14 protein-coding genes are annotated in these 15,708 nt (G+C 66.2%); 5 read left to right on the plus strand and 9 right to left on the minus strand.

The annotated features are described in order from the left end of the window. The first annotated feature begins 1 nt into the window (after window position 1). Complete coding sequence (locus ACFXMV_RS21070) at window positions 2-892, plus strand: MazG family protein (protein WP_378499715.1); 891 nt, start codon at window positions 2-4, stop codon at window positions 890-892. Between the two features lie 27 nt (window positions 893-919). Further along, the gene (lhgO, locus tag ACFXMV_RS21075) at window positions 920-2,110 is read left to right on the plus strand and encodes an L-2-hydroxyglutarate oxidase (protein WP_378499716.1); all 1,191 of its coding nucleotides are present in this window, start codon (window positions 920-922) and stop codon (window positions 2,108-2,110) included. A gap of 13 nt (window positions 2,111-2,123) precedes the next feature. Here lhgO and ACFXMV_RS21080 read toward each other — a convergent pair whose 3' ends face one another. The 5 genes from ACFXMV_RS21080 to ACFXMV_RS21100 form a co-directional block, all read right to left on the minus strand. After that, entirely contained in the window at window positions 2,124-3,014 is an 891-nt protein-coding gene (locus ACFXMV_RS21080) for a glycosyltransferase family 2 protein (RefSeq protein WP_378503312.1), read from the minus strand. Window positions 3,015-3,033: 19 nt separating this feature from the next. After that, a complete protein-coding gene (locus tag ACFXMV_RS21085; protein ID WP_378503313.1) occupies window positions 3,034-4,518 on the minus strand; it encodes a lipopolysaccharide biosynthesis protein in 1,485 nt (494 codons plus the stop codon). Beyond that, window positions 4,511-5,509 carry a hypothetical protein gene (locus tag ACFXMV_RS21090; RefSeq protein WP_378501884.1) on the minus strand — a complete coding sequence of 333 codons (999 nt, stop codon included), beginning with the start codon at window positions 5,507-5,509 and terminating at the stop codon, window positions 4,511-4,513. Before ACFXMV_RS21090 ends, ACFXMV_RS21085 begins: the two co-directional genes overlap by 8 nt. 140 nt (window positions 5,510-5,649) lie before the next feature. Then, window positions 5,650-6,807 carry a DegT/DnrJ/EryC1/StrS family aminotransferase gene (locus ACFXMV_RS21095; protein ID WP_378503314.1) on the minus strand — a complete coding sequence of 386 codons (1,158 nt, stop codon included), beginning with the start codon at window positions 6,805-6,807 and terminating at the stop codon, window positions 5,650-5,652. A gap of 214 nt (window positions 6,808-7,021) precedes the next feature. Then, window positions 7,022-7,933, minus strand: coding sequence for an NAD-dependent epimerase/dehydratase family protein (locus ACFXMV_RS21100; RefSeq protein ID WP_378498289.1), 912 nt, complete (start codon window positions 7,931-7,933; stop codon window positions 7,022-7,024). 222 nt (window positions 7,934-8,155) lie between these two features. Between ACFXMV_RS21100 and ACFXMV_RS21105 the strand changes: the two genes are divergently transcribed. Together ACFXMV_RS21105 and gmd are read left to right on the plus strand one after the other, a co-directional pair. Then, window positions 8,156-9,421, plus strand: a complete 1,266-nt coding sequence (locus ACFXMV_RS21105; RefSeq protein WP_378498288.1) for a glycosyltransferase family 4 protein — start codon at window positions 8,156-8,158, stop codon at window positions 9,419-9,421. After that, window positions 9,418-10,455 carry a GDP-mannose 4,6-dehydratase gene (gene gmd / locus ACFXMV_RS21110; protein WP_378498287.1) on the plus strand — a complete coding sequence of 346 codons (1,038 nt, stop codon included), beginning with the start codon at window positions 9,418-9,420 and terminating at the stop codon, window positions 10,453-10,455. The genes ACFXMV_RS21105 and gmd overlap by 4 nt, the downstream gene beginning before the upstream one ends. 13 nt (window positions 10,456-10,468) lie before the next feature. Here gmd and ACFXMV_RS21115 read toward each other — a convergent pair whose 3' ends face one another. Then, window positions 10,469-11,434, minus strand: a complete 966-nt coding sequence (locus ACFXMV_RS21115) for a GDP-L-fucose synthase family protein (RefSeq protein ID WP_378498286.1) — start codon at window positions 11,432-11,434, stop codon at window positions 10,469-10,471. Between the two features lie 50 nt (window positions 11,435-11,484). Here ACFXMV_RS21115 and ACFXMV_RS21120 point away from each other — a divergent pair, with 50 nt between their 5' ends. Then, window positions 11,485-12,090: a serine O-acetyltransferase gene (locus ACFXMV_RS21120; RefSeq protein ID WP_378498285.1), complete on the plus strand. Its 606-nt coding sequence runs from the start codon at window positions 11,485-11,487 to the stop codon at window positions 12,088-12,090. On the opposite strand, the gene ACFXMV_RS21125 is transcribed toward ACFXMV_RS21120, so the two are convergent. Genes ACFXMV_RS21125 through ACFXMV_RS21135 form a run of 3 tightly spaced genes read right to left on the minus strand, consistent with a single transcriptional unit; the run spans window position 12,087 to window position 15,645 of the window. Continuing rightward, window positions 12,087-13,421 (minus strand): lipopolysaccharide biosynthesis protein, encoded by a 1,335-nt coding sequence (locus ACFXMV_RS21125; RefSeq protein ID WP_378498284.1) that lies wholly within the window; start codon window positions 13,419-13,421, stop codon window positions 12,087-12,089. The two genes, ACFXMV_RS21120 and ACFXMV_RS21125, sit on opposite strands and share 4 nt — an antisense overlap. Continuing rightward, window positions 13,418-14,356 (minus strand): glycosyltransferase family 2 protein, encoded by a 939-nt coding sequence (locus tag ACFXMV_RS21130; protein WP_378498283.1) that lies wholly within the window; start codon window positions 14,354-14,356, stop codon window positions 13,418-13,420. Before ACFXMV_RS21130 ends, ACFXMV_RS21125 begins: the two co-directional genes overlap by 4 nt. 20 nt (window positions 14,357-14,376) lie before the next feature. Then, window positions 14,377-15,645 carry a hypothetical protein gene (locus ACFXMV_RS21135; RefSeq protein WP_378498282.1) on the minus strand — a complete coding sequence of 423 codons (1,269 nt, stop codon included), beginning with the start codon at window positions 15,643-15,645 and terminating at the stop codon, window positions 14,377-14,379. Between the last annotated feature and the right edge of the window lie 63 nt (window positions 15,646-15,708).

Consider the following 15,708-nt stretch of genomic DNA (forward strand, 5'->3'; position numbering starts at 1 on the left):
GATGACCGTCGTGTTGCTCGACCCGCACAGCCCCACCCGGGTCCCGGCGGCGGCGGTGCGGCTGCTGCGCGGGCAGGTCGAATACGCCTCGGACGTGCCCGCCGCGGTGCGTGAGGAGCTGGGTCTGCCGCACGCCCCTGGGGCCGCCGTGCTGGTGGCGGTCGATCCGGAGGGGGTGCAGGTGCGGCACCGGGTGTCCGCGGGCGAGGAGGTGGTCGCGGCGTCGCCGATCCCCGGGCAGCGGCTGCTGGCGGCCGTCGACGTGATGGACCGGCTGTGGGGATTCGGCGGCTGGGAGGTCACGCAGACGCACGACTCGCTGCGCCGCTACCTGCTCGAGGAGACCTACGAACTGCTCGACGCGATCGAGGAGGGCGACCCACACGGCCTCCGTGAGGAACTGGGAGATCTGCTGCTGCAGGTGTTGTTCCACTCGCGGATCGCGCAGGAGTCGGCCACCGACCCGTTCACGGTCGACGACGTCGCCGACACGCTCGTCGCCAAACTGGCGTCCCGCAGCCCGCACCTGACCAACGGTCACCGGGGGCCGATCGATGTGGCCGAGCAGGAGGCAGCGTGGGAGATCGCGAAGGCCGCGGAGAAGGCGCGGGAGTCCTGCGTCGACGGGATCGCGATGGCGCAACCGGCGCTCGCGCTTGCGGAACAGGTGATCGGGCGGGCGACGAAGGCGGGACTGCCGGATGGCCTGGTCCCGGCTGAGCTCCGGACCGTGCGGCTGGGCGGGTCGGGCAACGCCGAGGACGCCCTGCGAAAGGCGACCCTGTCATTCGTGGCGCGGATCCGGGCGACCGAGCTGGCCGCGCACGCGGACGGGATCGAGCCGGGGCGGCTCGACGCGGACGCGTGGGCGCGATACTGGATCGCGCGGTAGGTATTCCGCCGCAGAAGGTGGGTGTCGATGTACGACTACTGCGTCATCGGCGGGGGCATCGTCGGTGTGGCCACGGCCAGGGAGCTTCTCCGCCGACGGCCGGGAGCGAGCCTGCTCCTGCTGGAGAAGGCCGACCGCCTCGGGATGCATCAGACCGGTCACAACAGCGGCGTCATTCATTCCGGAATCTACTATCAGCCGGGCAGCCTCAAGGCCGAGCTGAGCAGGCGCGGCGCCGAGCTGACCAAGATCTTCGCGGCCGAGCACGGCATCCCGTTCGACGTCCGAGGCAAGCTGCTGGTCGCGACCGACGGCGTGGAGCACGCGAGAATGCAGGCGCTGTACGAGCGCTCCAAGGTCAACGGGCTCGACGTCGAGGTGCTGGATCGGGCCGAGCTACGGCGCCGTGAGCCTGCGGTGACAGGGACAGGCGCTCTCTTCGTGCCGGCAACCGGAATTGTCGACTACCGCAGGGTCACAGAGGTTTTGGCTGATCTGGTCCGGTCGTCGGGCGGCGAGATTCGTCTCGGCCCCCCGGTGGCAAGCATCGATGAGGCATCGGATCGCGTCGTGGTGGCCGGCCCGGCCGGCTCGTGGTCGGCCCGGCGGCTGGTCGTCTGCGCCGGGCTGCAGGCGGATCGGATGGCCCGCCTCGCCGGGATCCGCACCGACTTCCAGATCGTGCCCTTTCGGGGCGAGTACTACGAGCTTCCGCCGCACCGCGCGGAGTTGGTGCACCACCTGATCTACCCGATCCCCGATCCGGAGTTGCCCTTTCTCGGGGTGCATCTCAGTCCGACCATCGAGGGCAGGCTGACGGTGGGCCCGAATGCGGTGCTGGGTATGGCGCGCGAGGGCTATCGAAAGTTCAGCGTCGACCGCGCAGATGTGTGGGAGTACTTGCGGTTTCCCGGTTTCTACCGGGTCGCGCGCGCGAATTTCCGCACCGGAGTCGGCGAGCTGCGTGATTCGATGCGCAAGTCCGGATACCTGGCCCGCTGTCGGAAGTACTGTCCGGACCTGACCATCGACGACCTGCTGCCCCGTGAGGCCGGGATACGGGCGCAGGCGGTGCTCCGCGACGGAACCCTCGTGCACGACTTCCTGATCGAGCGAACGCCCCGCTCCGTGCACGTACTGAACGCCCCGTCGCCCGCGGCCACCTCCGCCTTGCCGATCGCCGAAGGCATTGCACACAGACTGTTGGCCGGGGACTGATCAGACACGAGAATCATGCGCCCGGAACCAGTTCCCGCGCGATGCGCACGAGCTTGCGGCTGCGGCGGGCGACCACGATCTGTTGGCGCCGCGCGTACATCCGCGCGACCGCCAGCCGGGCCCGGCGGCGCTGCTGTTCGTCGAGGTCGCATTCGGCCAGCCATCGCAACATCTCCCTGCACTGCAAGGTGGTTGCGAAGTGCACCTGCCACGAAGGCACGTCCAACTTGCGGGCCAGCGTGGACAGCCTGTCGGGCTTCCATTCCCGCCGAGCGAGCAACTCGGGCACGTGCCCCCATGGCCCTGCAAGAGCGAGCTTGCTCGCAAACACCTCGTCCTCACGCAGCATGTTGCGACGCGCGATGCGCAGAACGGTCTCGCGCCTGGCCAGGCCGTACAGGGCGTCGACCAGGGGGAGGCCCTCGTTGAGCAGTCGCAGCATCTCGGTGAAGCGCGTGACCGGGTCATCCGAACCGAGTGCGGTTCCGTCGTACTCGGCGATCTGCGTGACGTTGTCCGGGCCGGTGAACTCGACGTGGCTGGTCACCAGGATCAGCCGGTCATCGGCGGCGAACGCGTCCAGGCCACGTGACACGCAGTGCGGCGCCAGCCAGTCATCGTCGCCCAGCCAGCGGAAGAAGGTGCCGTTGGCCATCCGCAGCACGCTGAGAAAGTTGTTGAACAGTCCGACGTTCTGCGGGTGGCGGTGGTAGACGATCCGGCTGTCCTGCGCGGCCAGGCTGCGACACAGATCCTCGGTGCCGTCGGTGGAGGCGTTGTCGCAGATCACCAGTTCCATGTTCGCGTGGTCCTGGTTCAGCACGGACATGACTGCGCTCTCCATCCGCTCGGCCCCGTTGCGGACCGGCAACCCGACCGAGACCAGTGTGTTGGCGTGGCACATCGGGTCACTCCCTCTTGGCTCAACGGACGCGGTCGAGCCGCATTCTCAACTGCCGCAAACGGCCCGTCGGGACCACGACGAGGACGAATACGAGCAGGCCGATGGCGCCGCCCAACACCAGTTGCACGAACGCGCCACCGCTGATCAACGTGAGAGCGAGCAGGATCGCCGCGGCCGACAGTGCGGCGCCGATCACCGGCCGCACGAGTGCGGGCAGCGTCGGCACCAGGCTGATGCCCGAGCGGCGTAAGGCCAGCACAGCCAACGGAAGCGCAACGAGCATCGCCACGGTGCTGTGCGCGAGGGCTGCGCCGCGGATGCCGTCCAGGTGGGTTCCGATCCACAGCGCGGGGAGCAGTGCGACGGCCCAGCCCACGTGCAGCCAAAAGGTGGCTTTGGTTGCGCCCAACGAGGTCAGGATGTCGAACGCCAGTGATGTCAGCATGCGCACGACCATGAGGACGGTGAGACAGCGCAGCACGCTTGCAGACGGTCCCCACTGGTCGCCATACAGGACAGCGATGAGCTGTGGCGAGAGGATCGCCATCACGACGGCGACGGGCAGGATCGCCGACACCAGGGCCGGGACCGAGCGGCGCACGCCGAGCGTGAGTGCGTCCGACTCCTGCTCGGCCAGCCGCGAGAAGCTGGGGACCGACACGTAGCGCACGGCGGTGCCGATCAGGCCGGGCACCCAACTGGAGACGTTGAACGCCAACAGGTAGTAGCCGAGGGCGGCAGCCCCGAGCACGTTGCCGACGATCACGTAGTCGGCATTGAGCAGCACCGCCTCCACGCCCAGGCTGGCGGCCAGCGGGATCCCGAACCTGAGAAGCTTCTTCGCTATTTCCCAGTCGAAGCCGAACTTCACCGGCAGCTTGCCCATCGTGAAGACGAGCACGCCGGTGACGATCGACCCCACCACCTGGCCGCCCGCGAAGCTGTACGCGCCCGCGCCTGCGAACGCCAGCGGCAGCGCGACTGCCGCGTTGGCGAGCATGCCGACAATGATGGCCTTCGCGAGCCGATCCTGCTCGAACCGGCGCAACAACGCGGCCGAGCGCACGGCCGTGATGCCGTCCACGATGATGATGACGGTGAGCAGTCGCACCACGGGCGCAGCGTCCGGACTGCCCGCCAGCGTGGCAAACGCGGGCGCGAACAACCAGAGCACGCCGTAGACGAGGGCGCTCGACACCAACGCGATGGTGGCGCCGGTCGGCGCCATCTCCTCGAGTTTGCCGCGCCACTGCACGCATGCCGCGATCATTCCGATGTCGTTGACGTGCATGACGAACGCGGTCGCGGCCAGCGCCACCGCGTACTCGCCGAAGTCGGCGGGCGTGAGCAGCCTGGCGAGGACCAGGCCCATTGTGAACGAGATGACCTTGGTGCTCAGACCGCCGAGCAGGCTCCACGTCAGGCCGCGGCCGGCCTTACGGCCGATGTTGTCGACCTGTTCGGTCGTCGACCTCCCGGGCGCCGAGTCCGCGTCGTCAGACACGTTCGAGCCAGATTTCCCGCCAGAACGGTACGAACTCGCGCGGGCAGCTCGCGTTGTAGACGCCCGCACAGACGATGCCTTCCAGCACGATGCAGGGATTCTTCATTGTCAGCAGTTCCCCGGTCCTCTCGTCGAGGCACTGGGTGACGCGTGCCTGAACTCGCGCGGTACGTCCGCAGTAGCGGGCCATCTCCTCCTCGAAGCCCATGCCCCGATTGAGTCGGCTCTCGTTGAGGGTGGCCTGGATCTGCTCCTTGGTCTTGATCCGGACCATCTCGCCGGGGTGCAGGTCCAGGCGCGCGGTCGGTGTTCTGCCGACGGCCTTGCCCTCCACGAATCCCCATGGCAGGCCGTCGCGAAACCGCAGCGTGCGCGGCAGCATCCGCTTGCTGAGGCGCTGCAGCCGATTGAACAACACGACGAGGAACGCCTTGAGCGACTCGACTGGACTGACGTTGCCGGTCTTTGCGTCCATCACGTACTGGCTGAGGTCGCGGAACGGCAAGCAGGTCGGCGCGGCTCGCAGCAGCTCAGTGGCCTGGCAGGAGTAGCGAGGCCCGCCGTCCGGCCCGGGCTCCCTGTGCGTGTTGACCTCCAGCAGCGGCAGGTCGATGCGGACGCTGGTCGCCGAGCGGGCCATGCCGGGCTCCACGCGCTTGAGCCAGGCTTCCTTCCAGTACAGCGAGCACGCGGTCTGACAGCCGCCGTGCGAGGAACCGTCACAGCGTGAGCCGGTCAGGTGCACAGCGTTCTCCATCTTGTGGATGCCACTGCCTCCGATGGTGTCGCACAGCTTGTGCGCCACCTTGTGCACGGTCAGCCGCCGGCCGCAGAACTCGAGCATCTCCGGCATGAACGGCAGGTTCTCGAGCTCGCCCCGCTTGTCGAGGGTCGCCAGGATCTCCTCGGCGCTGCGAACCTCGACCAGATCGCCGACGCGTAGCGCCCGAGTGGGTGCGGTGTTCACGGACTCCGACATCTTCGGTGTCACCCCTTCGTCCTAGGGCGGAGCACACAAGAATTCTCACACCCGAGCAATTCGGTGTCTACGAGTCGCTCATCGAGGAGGCATCAAAATGAGCAATCGAATATGGCTCAGGTCGAGGCGAACTCGACGATGGCGATGACGGATCAGGCGGGGTAGCTGCGGATCACGTCGATGACGTATGCAGCATCTTCATCCGAGAGCGCCGGATGAATCGGCAGCGTGAGCAATCGAGGCCATTCGTGTTCAGTCACCGGCAAAGACGTCGCGTATGGTTTGTACAGGGCGTACATGTGATTGGGAATATAGTGCATCCCGGTCGCAATCCTGTGTTCCCGAAGCCAGTTTGCCAATAATTCCCGCTTGTCCAGACGTACAACGTAATTGTGTTGAGCTGAAACTATATTGTCATGCTGCGTGGGCAGTTCCAGCCATCCCAAATCGGCCAGTCCCTCGTTGTACATTCGGCAAATTTCCCGGCGGCGCGCGTTGGCCTGCGGCAATCGGCCGAGTTGCACCAGGGCGATTGCTGACATGATGTCGTTGGTGTGGCATTTGAAACCCAACTCCTCGACGTCGTACTCCCACGAGTACTCGCTGACATCTTTGTTGCGACTGCGAATCCAGGTGTCCCTGTTGATTCCGACCCAGCGAAGGCGGCGCAGGCGTGCATCCCACTCCTCGTTCGCAAAGGTGATCATCCCGCCGTCGCCCGTCGCCAGATTCTTGACCGGGTGGAAGCTGAAACATGTCAGCGGAGCCAGGCTCCCGATCGGGTTTCCCTTGTAGAGCGAACCGGCGGCGTGGGCCGCATCTTCGACAACGACCAGATGATACGCGGCGGCAATTTGGAAAATGGTGTCCAACTCCGCCGGATGTCCGCCGTAGTCGACGACAGCAATTGCGCGGGTCTTGGGGGTGATCTTGCGCTCGATGTCGACTGGATCGAGGTTGAGCGTATCGGCCTGAATGTCGGCGAATACGGGTGTGGCATTGTTGTAGAGGATGGCGTGATTAGTCGACACGAACGTCATTGGTGTGGTTATGACTTCATAGCCTTCGACGTCGGCCACCTTCAAGGCAAGATGTAGAGCTGCGGTAGCTGAATTGACGGCGACTGCAAGGGGGGCGCCGACGAACTCGGCGAATTTGTTCTCGAACTCAATTGTTTTTGGACCCTGGCCCCACCAATTAGAGCGCAGCACCGCGGCAACAGCTTCGATCTCCTCTTCTCCGTGAACGGGCTGGAAAAGGGCGATCGAATGGTCGAGGATCTTGATCCCGGAACTCGATCTTGATGCCACATCAATGCCATTTCCGAATGATGCTCAATGCTGATAAAAGGAGATAAAGCATAACATTGAAACCATGATCTGGCTATTGGTTGGAGCGAGGGGTGCACCTGGTCGATGAAGGTCCTCGGCGCGTGCCTGCTGCACGGTGGCGCCGGTGAAGTGGTGTAAATCGTTGAGCGCGTTACCCTGTGGTGTTGTGGGCGATGTCGTCGACCTGTCCCGCTCACCGGGGAGCGTCGTGGACGTGTTCCCGGTACCACTCGACGGTCGTGACGAGGCCGTCCTCCAGGGAGGTTCCCGCCTGCCATCCCAACACCGCCCTTGTGCGCTGGACGTCAGCAAGAAGTGAACATTCTCGCGGCCTGTCGGGGACCGCTCCGAACTGCGGCCGAGTCGTTCCGGCGGCCAGTCGAACGATCCGCTCCACGATCGAGTGAACCGAGACCAACTCGCCGGATCCGACGTCGAGGGATTCCCCCTCGACATCAGCAGCCGATGCTGCCCGGATGAAGGCTTCCACGACATCGTCGACGTACACCCAGTCGAACTTCTGAACGCCGCTGCTCAGTCGGGGGACCTCTCCGCGCATGAGAGAGCGGGCCACGTACGGGATGAGCTTTCCGTAGTCCTCCTGTCCTGGCCCGTACACCATTGAAGGTCTGAGATTCACGACAGGAAGTCCATAGTGCGCGTGAAATGTACGTGCATATATTGAAATTGCCGACTTTGACGCCGCGTACGGAGATGCTGGAATCTGGTCGGGATCGGGTTCTGACGCTGACCCAGCCAAGACCACGCGAGGTTCGCCCGTTTCGCATGCCGCGGTCAGCAGGTTGACCGTCGACAACAGGTTGTTTCGAATTGTCGGCGCGATCATGGCCACGTCTCGTGCTCCGTTGACCTCACCTGCCAGGTGGAAGACGAAATCGGGCCGGACTTCTTCCATTACGTGGTGCGCAGCCTGGGATTCGGCTAGATCGGCCTGCCACCAGGAGATGCCGTCGTCGTCACGGCTTCGCCGGGAAACGCCGTGTATCTCAGCACCTATTTCCCGCAGTCTCGAGCAGAGGCGGGATCCGATGAATCCGGCCGCCCCGGTAATCAGGACCCGCCGCGACGCAAGGGCCGATTTCATGGCGCTGCAACCTCAAACATGGGCCCTCCACGCTATCACGCGGGGCTTGCCCGCTCCGTCGGTCCATTTTTGGGATCGGCCGGCCTACCAGGCTGATTACATAGTCCCGCAAGGTATCTCGGATCGAACGCTACCGCTGCGTAATCGGGGAGGAGCTCCTTCGTCCAGGATTCTCACAATCGGCACCCGTGCGACGGTTCCGGAAGATTACTCTCGATAGCTGTGACCGGTGACCGGATCCGACTCGCCATTCTCGGGATCAACTACGCGCCCGAGTTGATCGGTATCGCTCCGTACACGACCGGACTCGCGACGGGGCTGGCATCGCGTGGGCACGATGTCGACGTGCTGACCGGGTTTCCGCATTACCCGCAGTGGCAGCGGGCGGGGGATTACACCGGATTTCGGTCCGTGGAGATCGCGGCGGGCGTTCGTGTACGACGGCTGCGGCACCCCGTGCCACAGGGCCGCTCCACACCCGGGCGGACAGCAATGGAACTGGCGTTCGGGCTGCAACTGCTCACGACCGGATGGAATCACCCCGAGGTGGTCGTGTGCGTGAGCCCTCCACTGCTGGCCGCGGGGTTGGCCGTCATCCGCACCCGGCTGACCCCTAATCGACCGGCGCTCGGGGTCCTCGTTCACGATGTCTACAGCCGCGCGGTCATCGAGACGGGAAGCATGTCGGGATCTGCTGCCCGTGCTGTTCGCGTGCTGGAATCGGCGGTCACCCGTCACGCTGACGGTGTGGCCGTCATTCACGACGGCTTCATGCCGGATCTCGTGGAAAGGCTCGGAGTCGACCGGGCCAGAATCCGCGCGATCCGGAACTGGACTCACGTTGCCCCGCCTGATCCGTCGGCCAGTGCCGCGTACCGCGCCGCGCGGGGGTGGGGACACGGCGACGTGGTGATCCTCCACGCCGGGAACATGGGCGCCAAGCAGGGCCTGGAGAACGTGATCGCCGCAGCCAGGCTGGCCGATCGGCAGGGGTGCCGGGTCCGGTTCGTCCTGCTCGGGGACGGACACCAGCGCACGCATCTCGAGGCGGAAGGCGCGGGGGTTGCGGCCCTCGAGTTCGTCCCTCCGATTCCCGAAGACGAGTTTCCGGCGGCCGTGGGAGCTGCCGACGTGCTTCTGGTGAACGAGCGGCCCGGGGTGGCGCAGATGGCCGTGCCCAGCAAGCTGACCTCGTACTTCATGTCGGGCAAGCCGGTCCTTGCTGCGTGTGACTCAAACGGGTTCACGGCCCTCGAGGTCGCGGCGTCCGGAGCCGGGATATGTGTGCCCGCGGACCGGCCGGATCTGTTGCTTCGCGAGGCCGTTCGTCTCGGCACCGATCAGGCGTTGGCGCAGCGCCTCGGTGCCGCAGGCAGGCGCTACGTGGCCGAATCCTTGTCCGCCGACGCGGCCATCGACCGTTACGAGCAATGGATTGTGGAGCTCGCCGCGACCAGGCGGGCCCGAGTGCGGGAGGTGCGGCGATGAACCGACGTGCGCTCATCACCGGGATCACCGGCCAGGACGGCTCGTACCTGGCGGAGTTCCTCCTCAACAAGGGCTACGAGGTGCACGGAATCATCCGCCGCGCATCGTCTTTCAACACCGGCCGGATCGATCACCTGTATGTCGATCCGCACACTCCAGGGGCCAGGCTCTTCCTCCACTATGGGGACCTACTCGACGGCGCTCGATTGATGACGGTGTTGTCCCAGATCGCGCCCGACGAGGTGTACAACCTCGCGGCCCAGACTCATGTCCGCGTCAGCTTCGACGAACCCGAGCACACGTCGCAAACCACCGGGCTCGGCACCGTCCGACTGCTCGAGGCGATCCGCCAGCTGGGACTGGACTGCCGCTTCTACCAGGCGTCCAGTTCGGAGATGTTCGGATCCTCACCTCCGCCACAGAACGAGGACACGCCGTTTCATCCCCGGTCGCCGTATGGCATTGCCAAGCTGTTCTCGTACTGGTCGACCCGCAACTACCGGGAGGCCTACGGGCTGTTCACCGTCAACGGCATTCTGTTCAACCACGAATCACCCCGTCGGGGAAAGACATTCGTCACCCGCAAGATCACCCGGGCCGCCGCGCGGATCCATGCAGGCCTCGACCAGCACGTGTACATGGGCAACATCGAGGCGGTTCGGGACTGGGGATACGCCCCCGAATACGTCGAAGGCATGTGGCGCATGCTCCAGGGTGATGCCCCCGACGACTACGTGCTCGCGACGGGAACCGGATGCTCGGTACGCGAGTTCCTCGCCCTGGCGTTCCGTCATGTCGGTCTCGACTGGGAGCGACACGTTCGGTTCGACGAGCGTTATCTGCGCCCGGCCGAGGTGGATACGGTCATCGGCGATGCATCGAAGGCACATGCCGCGCTGGCGTGGAAGCCGCTTGTGCAGGCACCTCAACTGGTGAAGATCATGGTCGAGGCGGACGTCCGGGCACTCGAAGGCGGCGCTCGTGCACCCGTCGACAGGCCGGAGCTTCCTGGCTGGCCGAACGCGTCGGGTTGACGCAGCGCGGTGTTCAGCGTCGGTAGTCGCGTTGGTGCTCGAGAAACCAGTCGTAGGTGCTCCGGATCCCCTCCGTCAATGGGATTTCCGCGGTCCACCCGAGGTCGCTCAGTCGCTGGACATCGAGGAGCTTGCGGGGTGTTCCGTCTGGCTGCGAAGTGTCCCAACGGATCTCACCCCGGAACCCGACCACGTCCGCAATCTGGTTCGCCAGCTCTGCGATCGTCAGGTCCGTTCCGGTCCCGACATTGATCGGCAGGTCGTCGTCGTAGGCGTCGAGCAGGAAATGGCAGGCCGAAGCAAGGTCGTCCACGTGGAGGAACTCGCGCCGGACCAGTCCTGTGCCCCAACAGGTTACGGCGTCGGCTCCACTGCGGAACGCGGTGTGGAATCGCCGGAGCATGGCAGGCACCACATGACCGTTGTGCAGGTCGAAGTTGTCACCCGGACCGTAGATGCTGGTCGGCATCGCGGAGATGTAGGGCAGGCCGTACTGTCCACGGATCGCCTTCACCTGCACGACGCCGGCAATCTTGGCGATCGCGTACCCCTCGTTGGTTTCTTCGAGCGGGCCACCGAGCAGCGCGTCCTCGGTGATCGGCTGAACGGCGAACTTGGGGTAGATACAGCTCGAGCCAAGGAACAGAAGCCGCCCGACGCCCGACGCCACGGCACTGTCGAGCAGGTTGACCTGGATGCGCACGTTGTCCGACAGGAAGTCCGCTGACCTGTCCCGATTCGCGGCGATCCCGCCCACCCTGGCTGCCGCGACAATCACCGCCTCCGGCCGCGCCGACTCGAAGAAGGCCCTGGTTGCCCGCGGATCGCGCAGGTCCAGCTCCGCCGATGTCCGGCCGACCAGGTTTCGGAACCCCAGGGAAGCGAAGTGCCGCCACAGCGCCGACCCGACCAGACCCCGATGGCCCGCTATGTAGATCCGGGCATCTCTCGGTACCGGGCCGGTTGCCGTCGTGGCCATGGTGGCCATTGTTCCAGCCCCGCGGTCGCCAGCCGCCCTAGAATCGGACAATGACCCCCGGTGTCAGGCGGGCGAGGCTCCTGCGCGTGGCGCGGGTGTGGGCGTTTCCGCTGTGGTGGGCCGTCACCCACTCGGACGAGTCGGACGCGGTTGCGGTGGACATCGACTGGTGGATCGAGTGCATCGACGCCGACGACCTCACCGAACTCGACCGCTACTCGCGATTCGCCTACCTGGCTGGCGCTCTGACAGAGTTCCGCACCCTCGTCCACTTTCGGCTCCGCCAGGAACGCCCATTGCTGCGTCGCCTACTCCGCGCGCTGTATCGGCCGGCCGCCACGCTGACACTCGAGGCCGGCCGGATCGGCCCTGGACTCTTCATTCAGCACGGAGTGGGCACGATCGTCACCGCGGAATCGATCGGAAGCCATTGCTGGATCAATCAACTGGTCACCGTCGGGTACGACGCGAGGGGCCGACCCACGCTGGGTGACCGCGTCCGCGTCGGGGCTGGCGCCGTCGTTCTGGGCCCGATCACGCTGCACGACGGCGTGACCGTGGGAGCGAACGCGACGGTGATTGATGATGTGGCACCGGGTGTCACTCTCGTCGCTCCGATCGCTCAACCGCCGTCGCGCCGCGATCGGCCGGATTAGGTGTCCTGGTCCTGGCCCGTTGGACGACGACGCACCAGCCTCGGCACCCAGAGCAGGCTCGGGATCACCTGGGCCGCGCAAACCCCGAGAACCGACGCCCACACCACTCCGATCGCCCCGAATGGTCCGGCCACGGCAAGGCCCAACCCCAGGCTGATCGCTGCCATCACCGCGATCCAGCACGCCTGCCACCGTGCCTCCGTCGGCCTGGTCAGCAGGACGCTGGTAGGCAGGAGGAGCGCCTGTGCCACGAGCAACGCTCCGAACGCCAGCGCGAGCGATACCGAGACCTCGATGCGCTCGCCCGACAACACCGCCGCGACCCACGGCCCGAGCGCAGTCATCCCGATTGCGCCGATCGTGGCGAGCGCCGCGAGCACTCCGGTGAGCCGCCACCACATGCGGATGGTCTCGCCTGGGGCGCCGCGCCTTTTGACGAAGACCGGCCAATAGGCAAGGCCCACAGTCGAGAAGACGGACCAGCCGGCGGCGTACATCTGCGCCATCAGGGCGTACGCGGACAGCTCGGCGGCGGTGGACAGATGCGAGATCAGGATTCGCCCGGTCTGCAGGCCGACCGGCAGTCCGACGCCGACGACGAACAGCCACCAGCTCCCCTCGAGCAGTCGAGCACCCCCCGACCGCGCACTGACGGGCGCAAATGCCGACCACCCGAGTCCGGACAGCCGCAGGGCGAGAATCGTGCCGAGCACGTGGGCGGTGAGCACACCGCCCAACGCAGGCACCGCATACCAGATTCCGCCCACGCCGAACGAGTACAGCAGCAGCGTCAGCAGCAAAGAGAAGGCGGCGCTGCTCATCAGGACGAGGGTGGCCAGTTGGTTCCTGTCGATTCCGATCAGGATGCGAACGCCCAGCCCACCGGGGATGGTGAGCGCGAAGATCATCGCGGCGACGGTGATCGCCCACTGATCGTCCGGACCGCTCGACATGCCGATGAGGACGCCCCAGCTGTCCGTCGCCATGACGGCGAGCGCGGCAACCATCAGCGTCGCGGCGACGGAGAACAGCACCCGATATGCGCGCCGGATGACGTCGACCGCGCTCGGGTCCCTGGTGGGCCCCGTGAGCTGGGCGCTGGCGCTCAGCACAACCGCGCCGATGCCGAGGTCAACGAACGGGAAGAGCAGGGTGACCGTGGCCACGAGGGACACCAGCCCGAAGACGGCCTCACCTGTTTCCCGCACGATGATCGCGGTGTTCACCAGGCCGAGCACGGCCACGATCGGGGTGCCCACTATGCGGTAGACGGTCCCTCGAACCAGTGCGCGTCGTTCCTCGGGCGCCAGCTGGCCCTGCTCCGAGGTCATGGGTCTCGCACTCGTCCCCGGCGCGGATCCACGTCCCGGGCCGCCGTCCCGGCCCGCAGCGCAAGGATCCGGATGGCGCTGATCACGGCGTAGGCCAGCGCCCACGGACCCGGCCTGCCGTGGCGCAAGGCCATGGCGATCGCGCGTCGTATGCCTACCAGTGATCGCGCCGACACGGCCGCGCTGACCGGGCTGGTGCAGAGATAATCTCCCCGCACCCGCGGTGTCTCTCCGCCCAGGTACCGCAGACCCCAATCCAGGTACTCGTCGGTGCGGTCGCTGGTGCTGTGCGAGAGCGATTCGCCGCCGACGTGGTACGTCCCGAGCACGTCAGGCAGGTGGATGAGGTGCAGCCCGGGCGTCGCCGCCTGCGCGCGGATCAGCCAGCTCGGTTCGTCGTGCGGTGGGTCCCCTTCGTCGTCCCATCGCACCTCGCGTGCGATCTCGGTGGGGAAGCAGAGCGTTGACGTCTGCAGCATGGCACCGCCGAATCTCAGGTCGGTGAAGCGGAACAGGTACTCGGCCACCGACTGGCGGGGGCCGACCAGTCGCCGCGGCCACACGCGTCGGCGCGAGCCGGGACCGACCACCGCCGCGCGCGACGACGCGACCCACTCGTCACCCGCGCAGGACTCGACCGCGTCGAGTTGTCTCCGCAGCTTGTCCGGGCGCCATTCGTCGTCATCGTCGAGCAGCGCGATCACGGCACCGGTCGCCGCCTCGATTCCGTGCTGCCTGTGCTGCCCCGATCTGGATCCCGGTGCCGTCCGGACCTCGATGATCCGCGCGTCGTCGGGCAACTGCAGAGGAACACCGGCGTCGGCCACCACGAGGATCTCGGCCACCCGAAACGTCTGATCCAGCACCGACCGCACCGCCCGAGCGAGCGTGGATCGTCCCACCGTCGGAATCACGACGCTGACCGTCAGGGGCATGGCCCGCCCATCCCTTCCGGTCATGGTGGGCGGGTGTCGCCGGGTGGAGGGCGGATGAAGTGGGCTGCCGCGAAGAACAAGGCGATGCACGCGAACACCGGGATGGCGTTGTACGTCCACGGCTCGTACGCCAGATCCCAAATCCCCTGCACACCAAGCATCACCACCAGTGGCCCCCACATCCCGTACCGCTCGCCGTTCCAGACCAGGCCGACACAGCAGACCAACAGCCACAGTGGCAGGAGCGCCGCGAGAACGCCCCCTTCCACCCACGACCCCAGCACCAGGGAGTGCATCGCGGAGGATTCCGTCACGGGCAGGCGCCAGTAGAGCTCGAATGGAGCGGTCGGGGCGAATCCGAGCCGAACCGCGAGATGCTCCGCCGCGGTGTAGACCTCGGGCGTCAGCTTCTGCGCGCTGCCCCAGCCGAGGATGGGCCGTTCGAGGATCGCCGTGATCGACACCGGCGGTTCGGGTCTGCCTACCAGGAGCAGCGGCAGATCCGTCGCCTGCTGCTCGAGGGTCTTGCGGCGCAGCGCCGGACCGAACAGTCCTATCCGAGCGGCGATGGGCATCAGATACGCGAAGGCCAATCCGAACGCGGCGATCCCGGCGAACTGCCACCCGCGCCCGATCCGGGAGCCGAGTAACCGGCGGGTGAGCACGATCGCGCCGGTGATGAGGCAGACCAGCGCGTGCGCGCGATAGTTCAGCGCCAGGCTGGCCAGTCCGAACACAAGGAGCATCACCGGGATGGCGAACCATCGCACCCGCGCGGCGCGGATCAACCCGAACAGCACGAGGGTGGTCACGGGCTGTGCCATCCCGTACTTCCAGAGATCGAGAAAGCTCCCGGTCCGGGTCAGCTCGATCCCCTGGGACAGGAAGAAGATCACCGAACCGGCGGCGATCCCGGCGAGGACCGTGGCGATCGTCGCCAGCTCCCGACCCGCGATGACGGTGAGGCCGAGGAGATACAGCGAGAATGCTGCCGGCGCAAGCGCATTCGGCCACAGCACGCTGACCCCGTTGATGAGGCACGACGCCAGGTAGGACAACCATCCGAGGGCGGCGAGCACCACCGGGACCAGCTCTACGCCCCGGTGCTTCATCAACAGGAAGGCGGGGACGAGGAGTAGGCACACGACCGACAAGCCGGTGACCGTGAAGTTGGCGATCTGGATTCCGGAGGTTGCGCCGATGCCGAACAACGCGATCTGCGCCAGGATCAACCTGGACGTCCCCTGCGCAGCGGACGTCCGGGCCTGCCTGAACGCGACATGGGCCATGGCACCATCCCCTCACGGCTGCGCCGAGGCGTGTGTACACAATAGTGGCTCTTGACACGACCC

Origin of the sequence: Rhodococcus sp. NPDC059179 (genome assembly GCF_042754885.1) — a bacterium.
In the GTDB taxonomy this organism is placed as follows: Bacteria; Actinomycetota; Actinomycetes; order Mycobacteriales; family Mycobacteriaceae; genus Rhodococcus_G.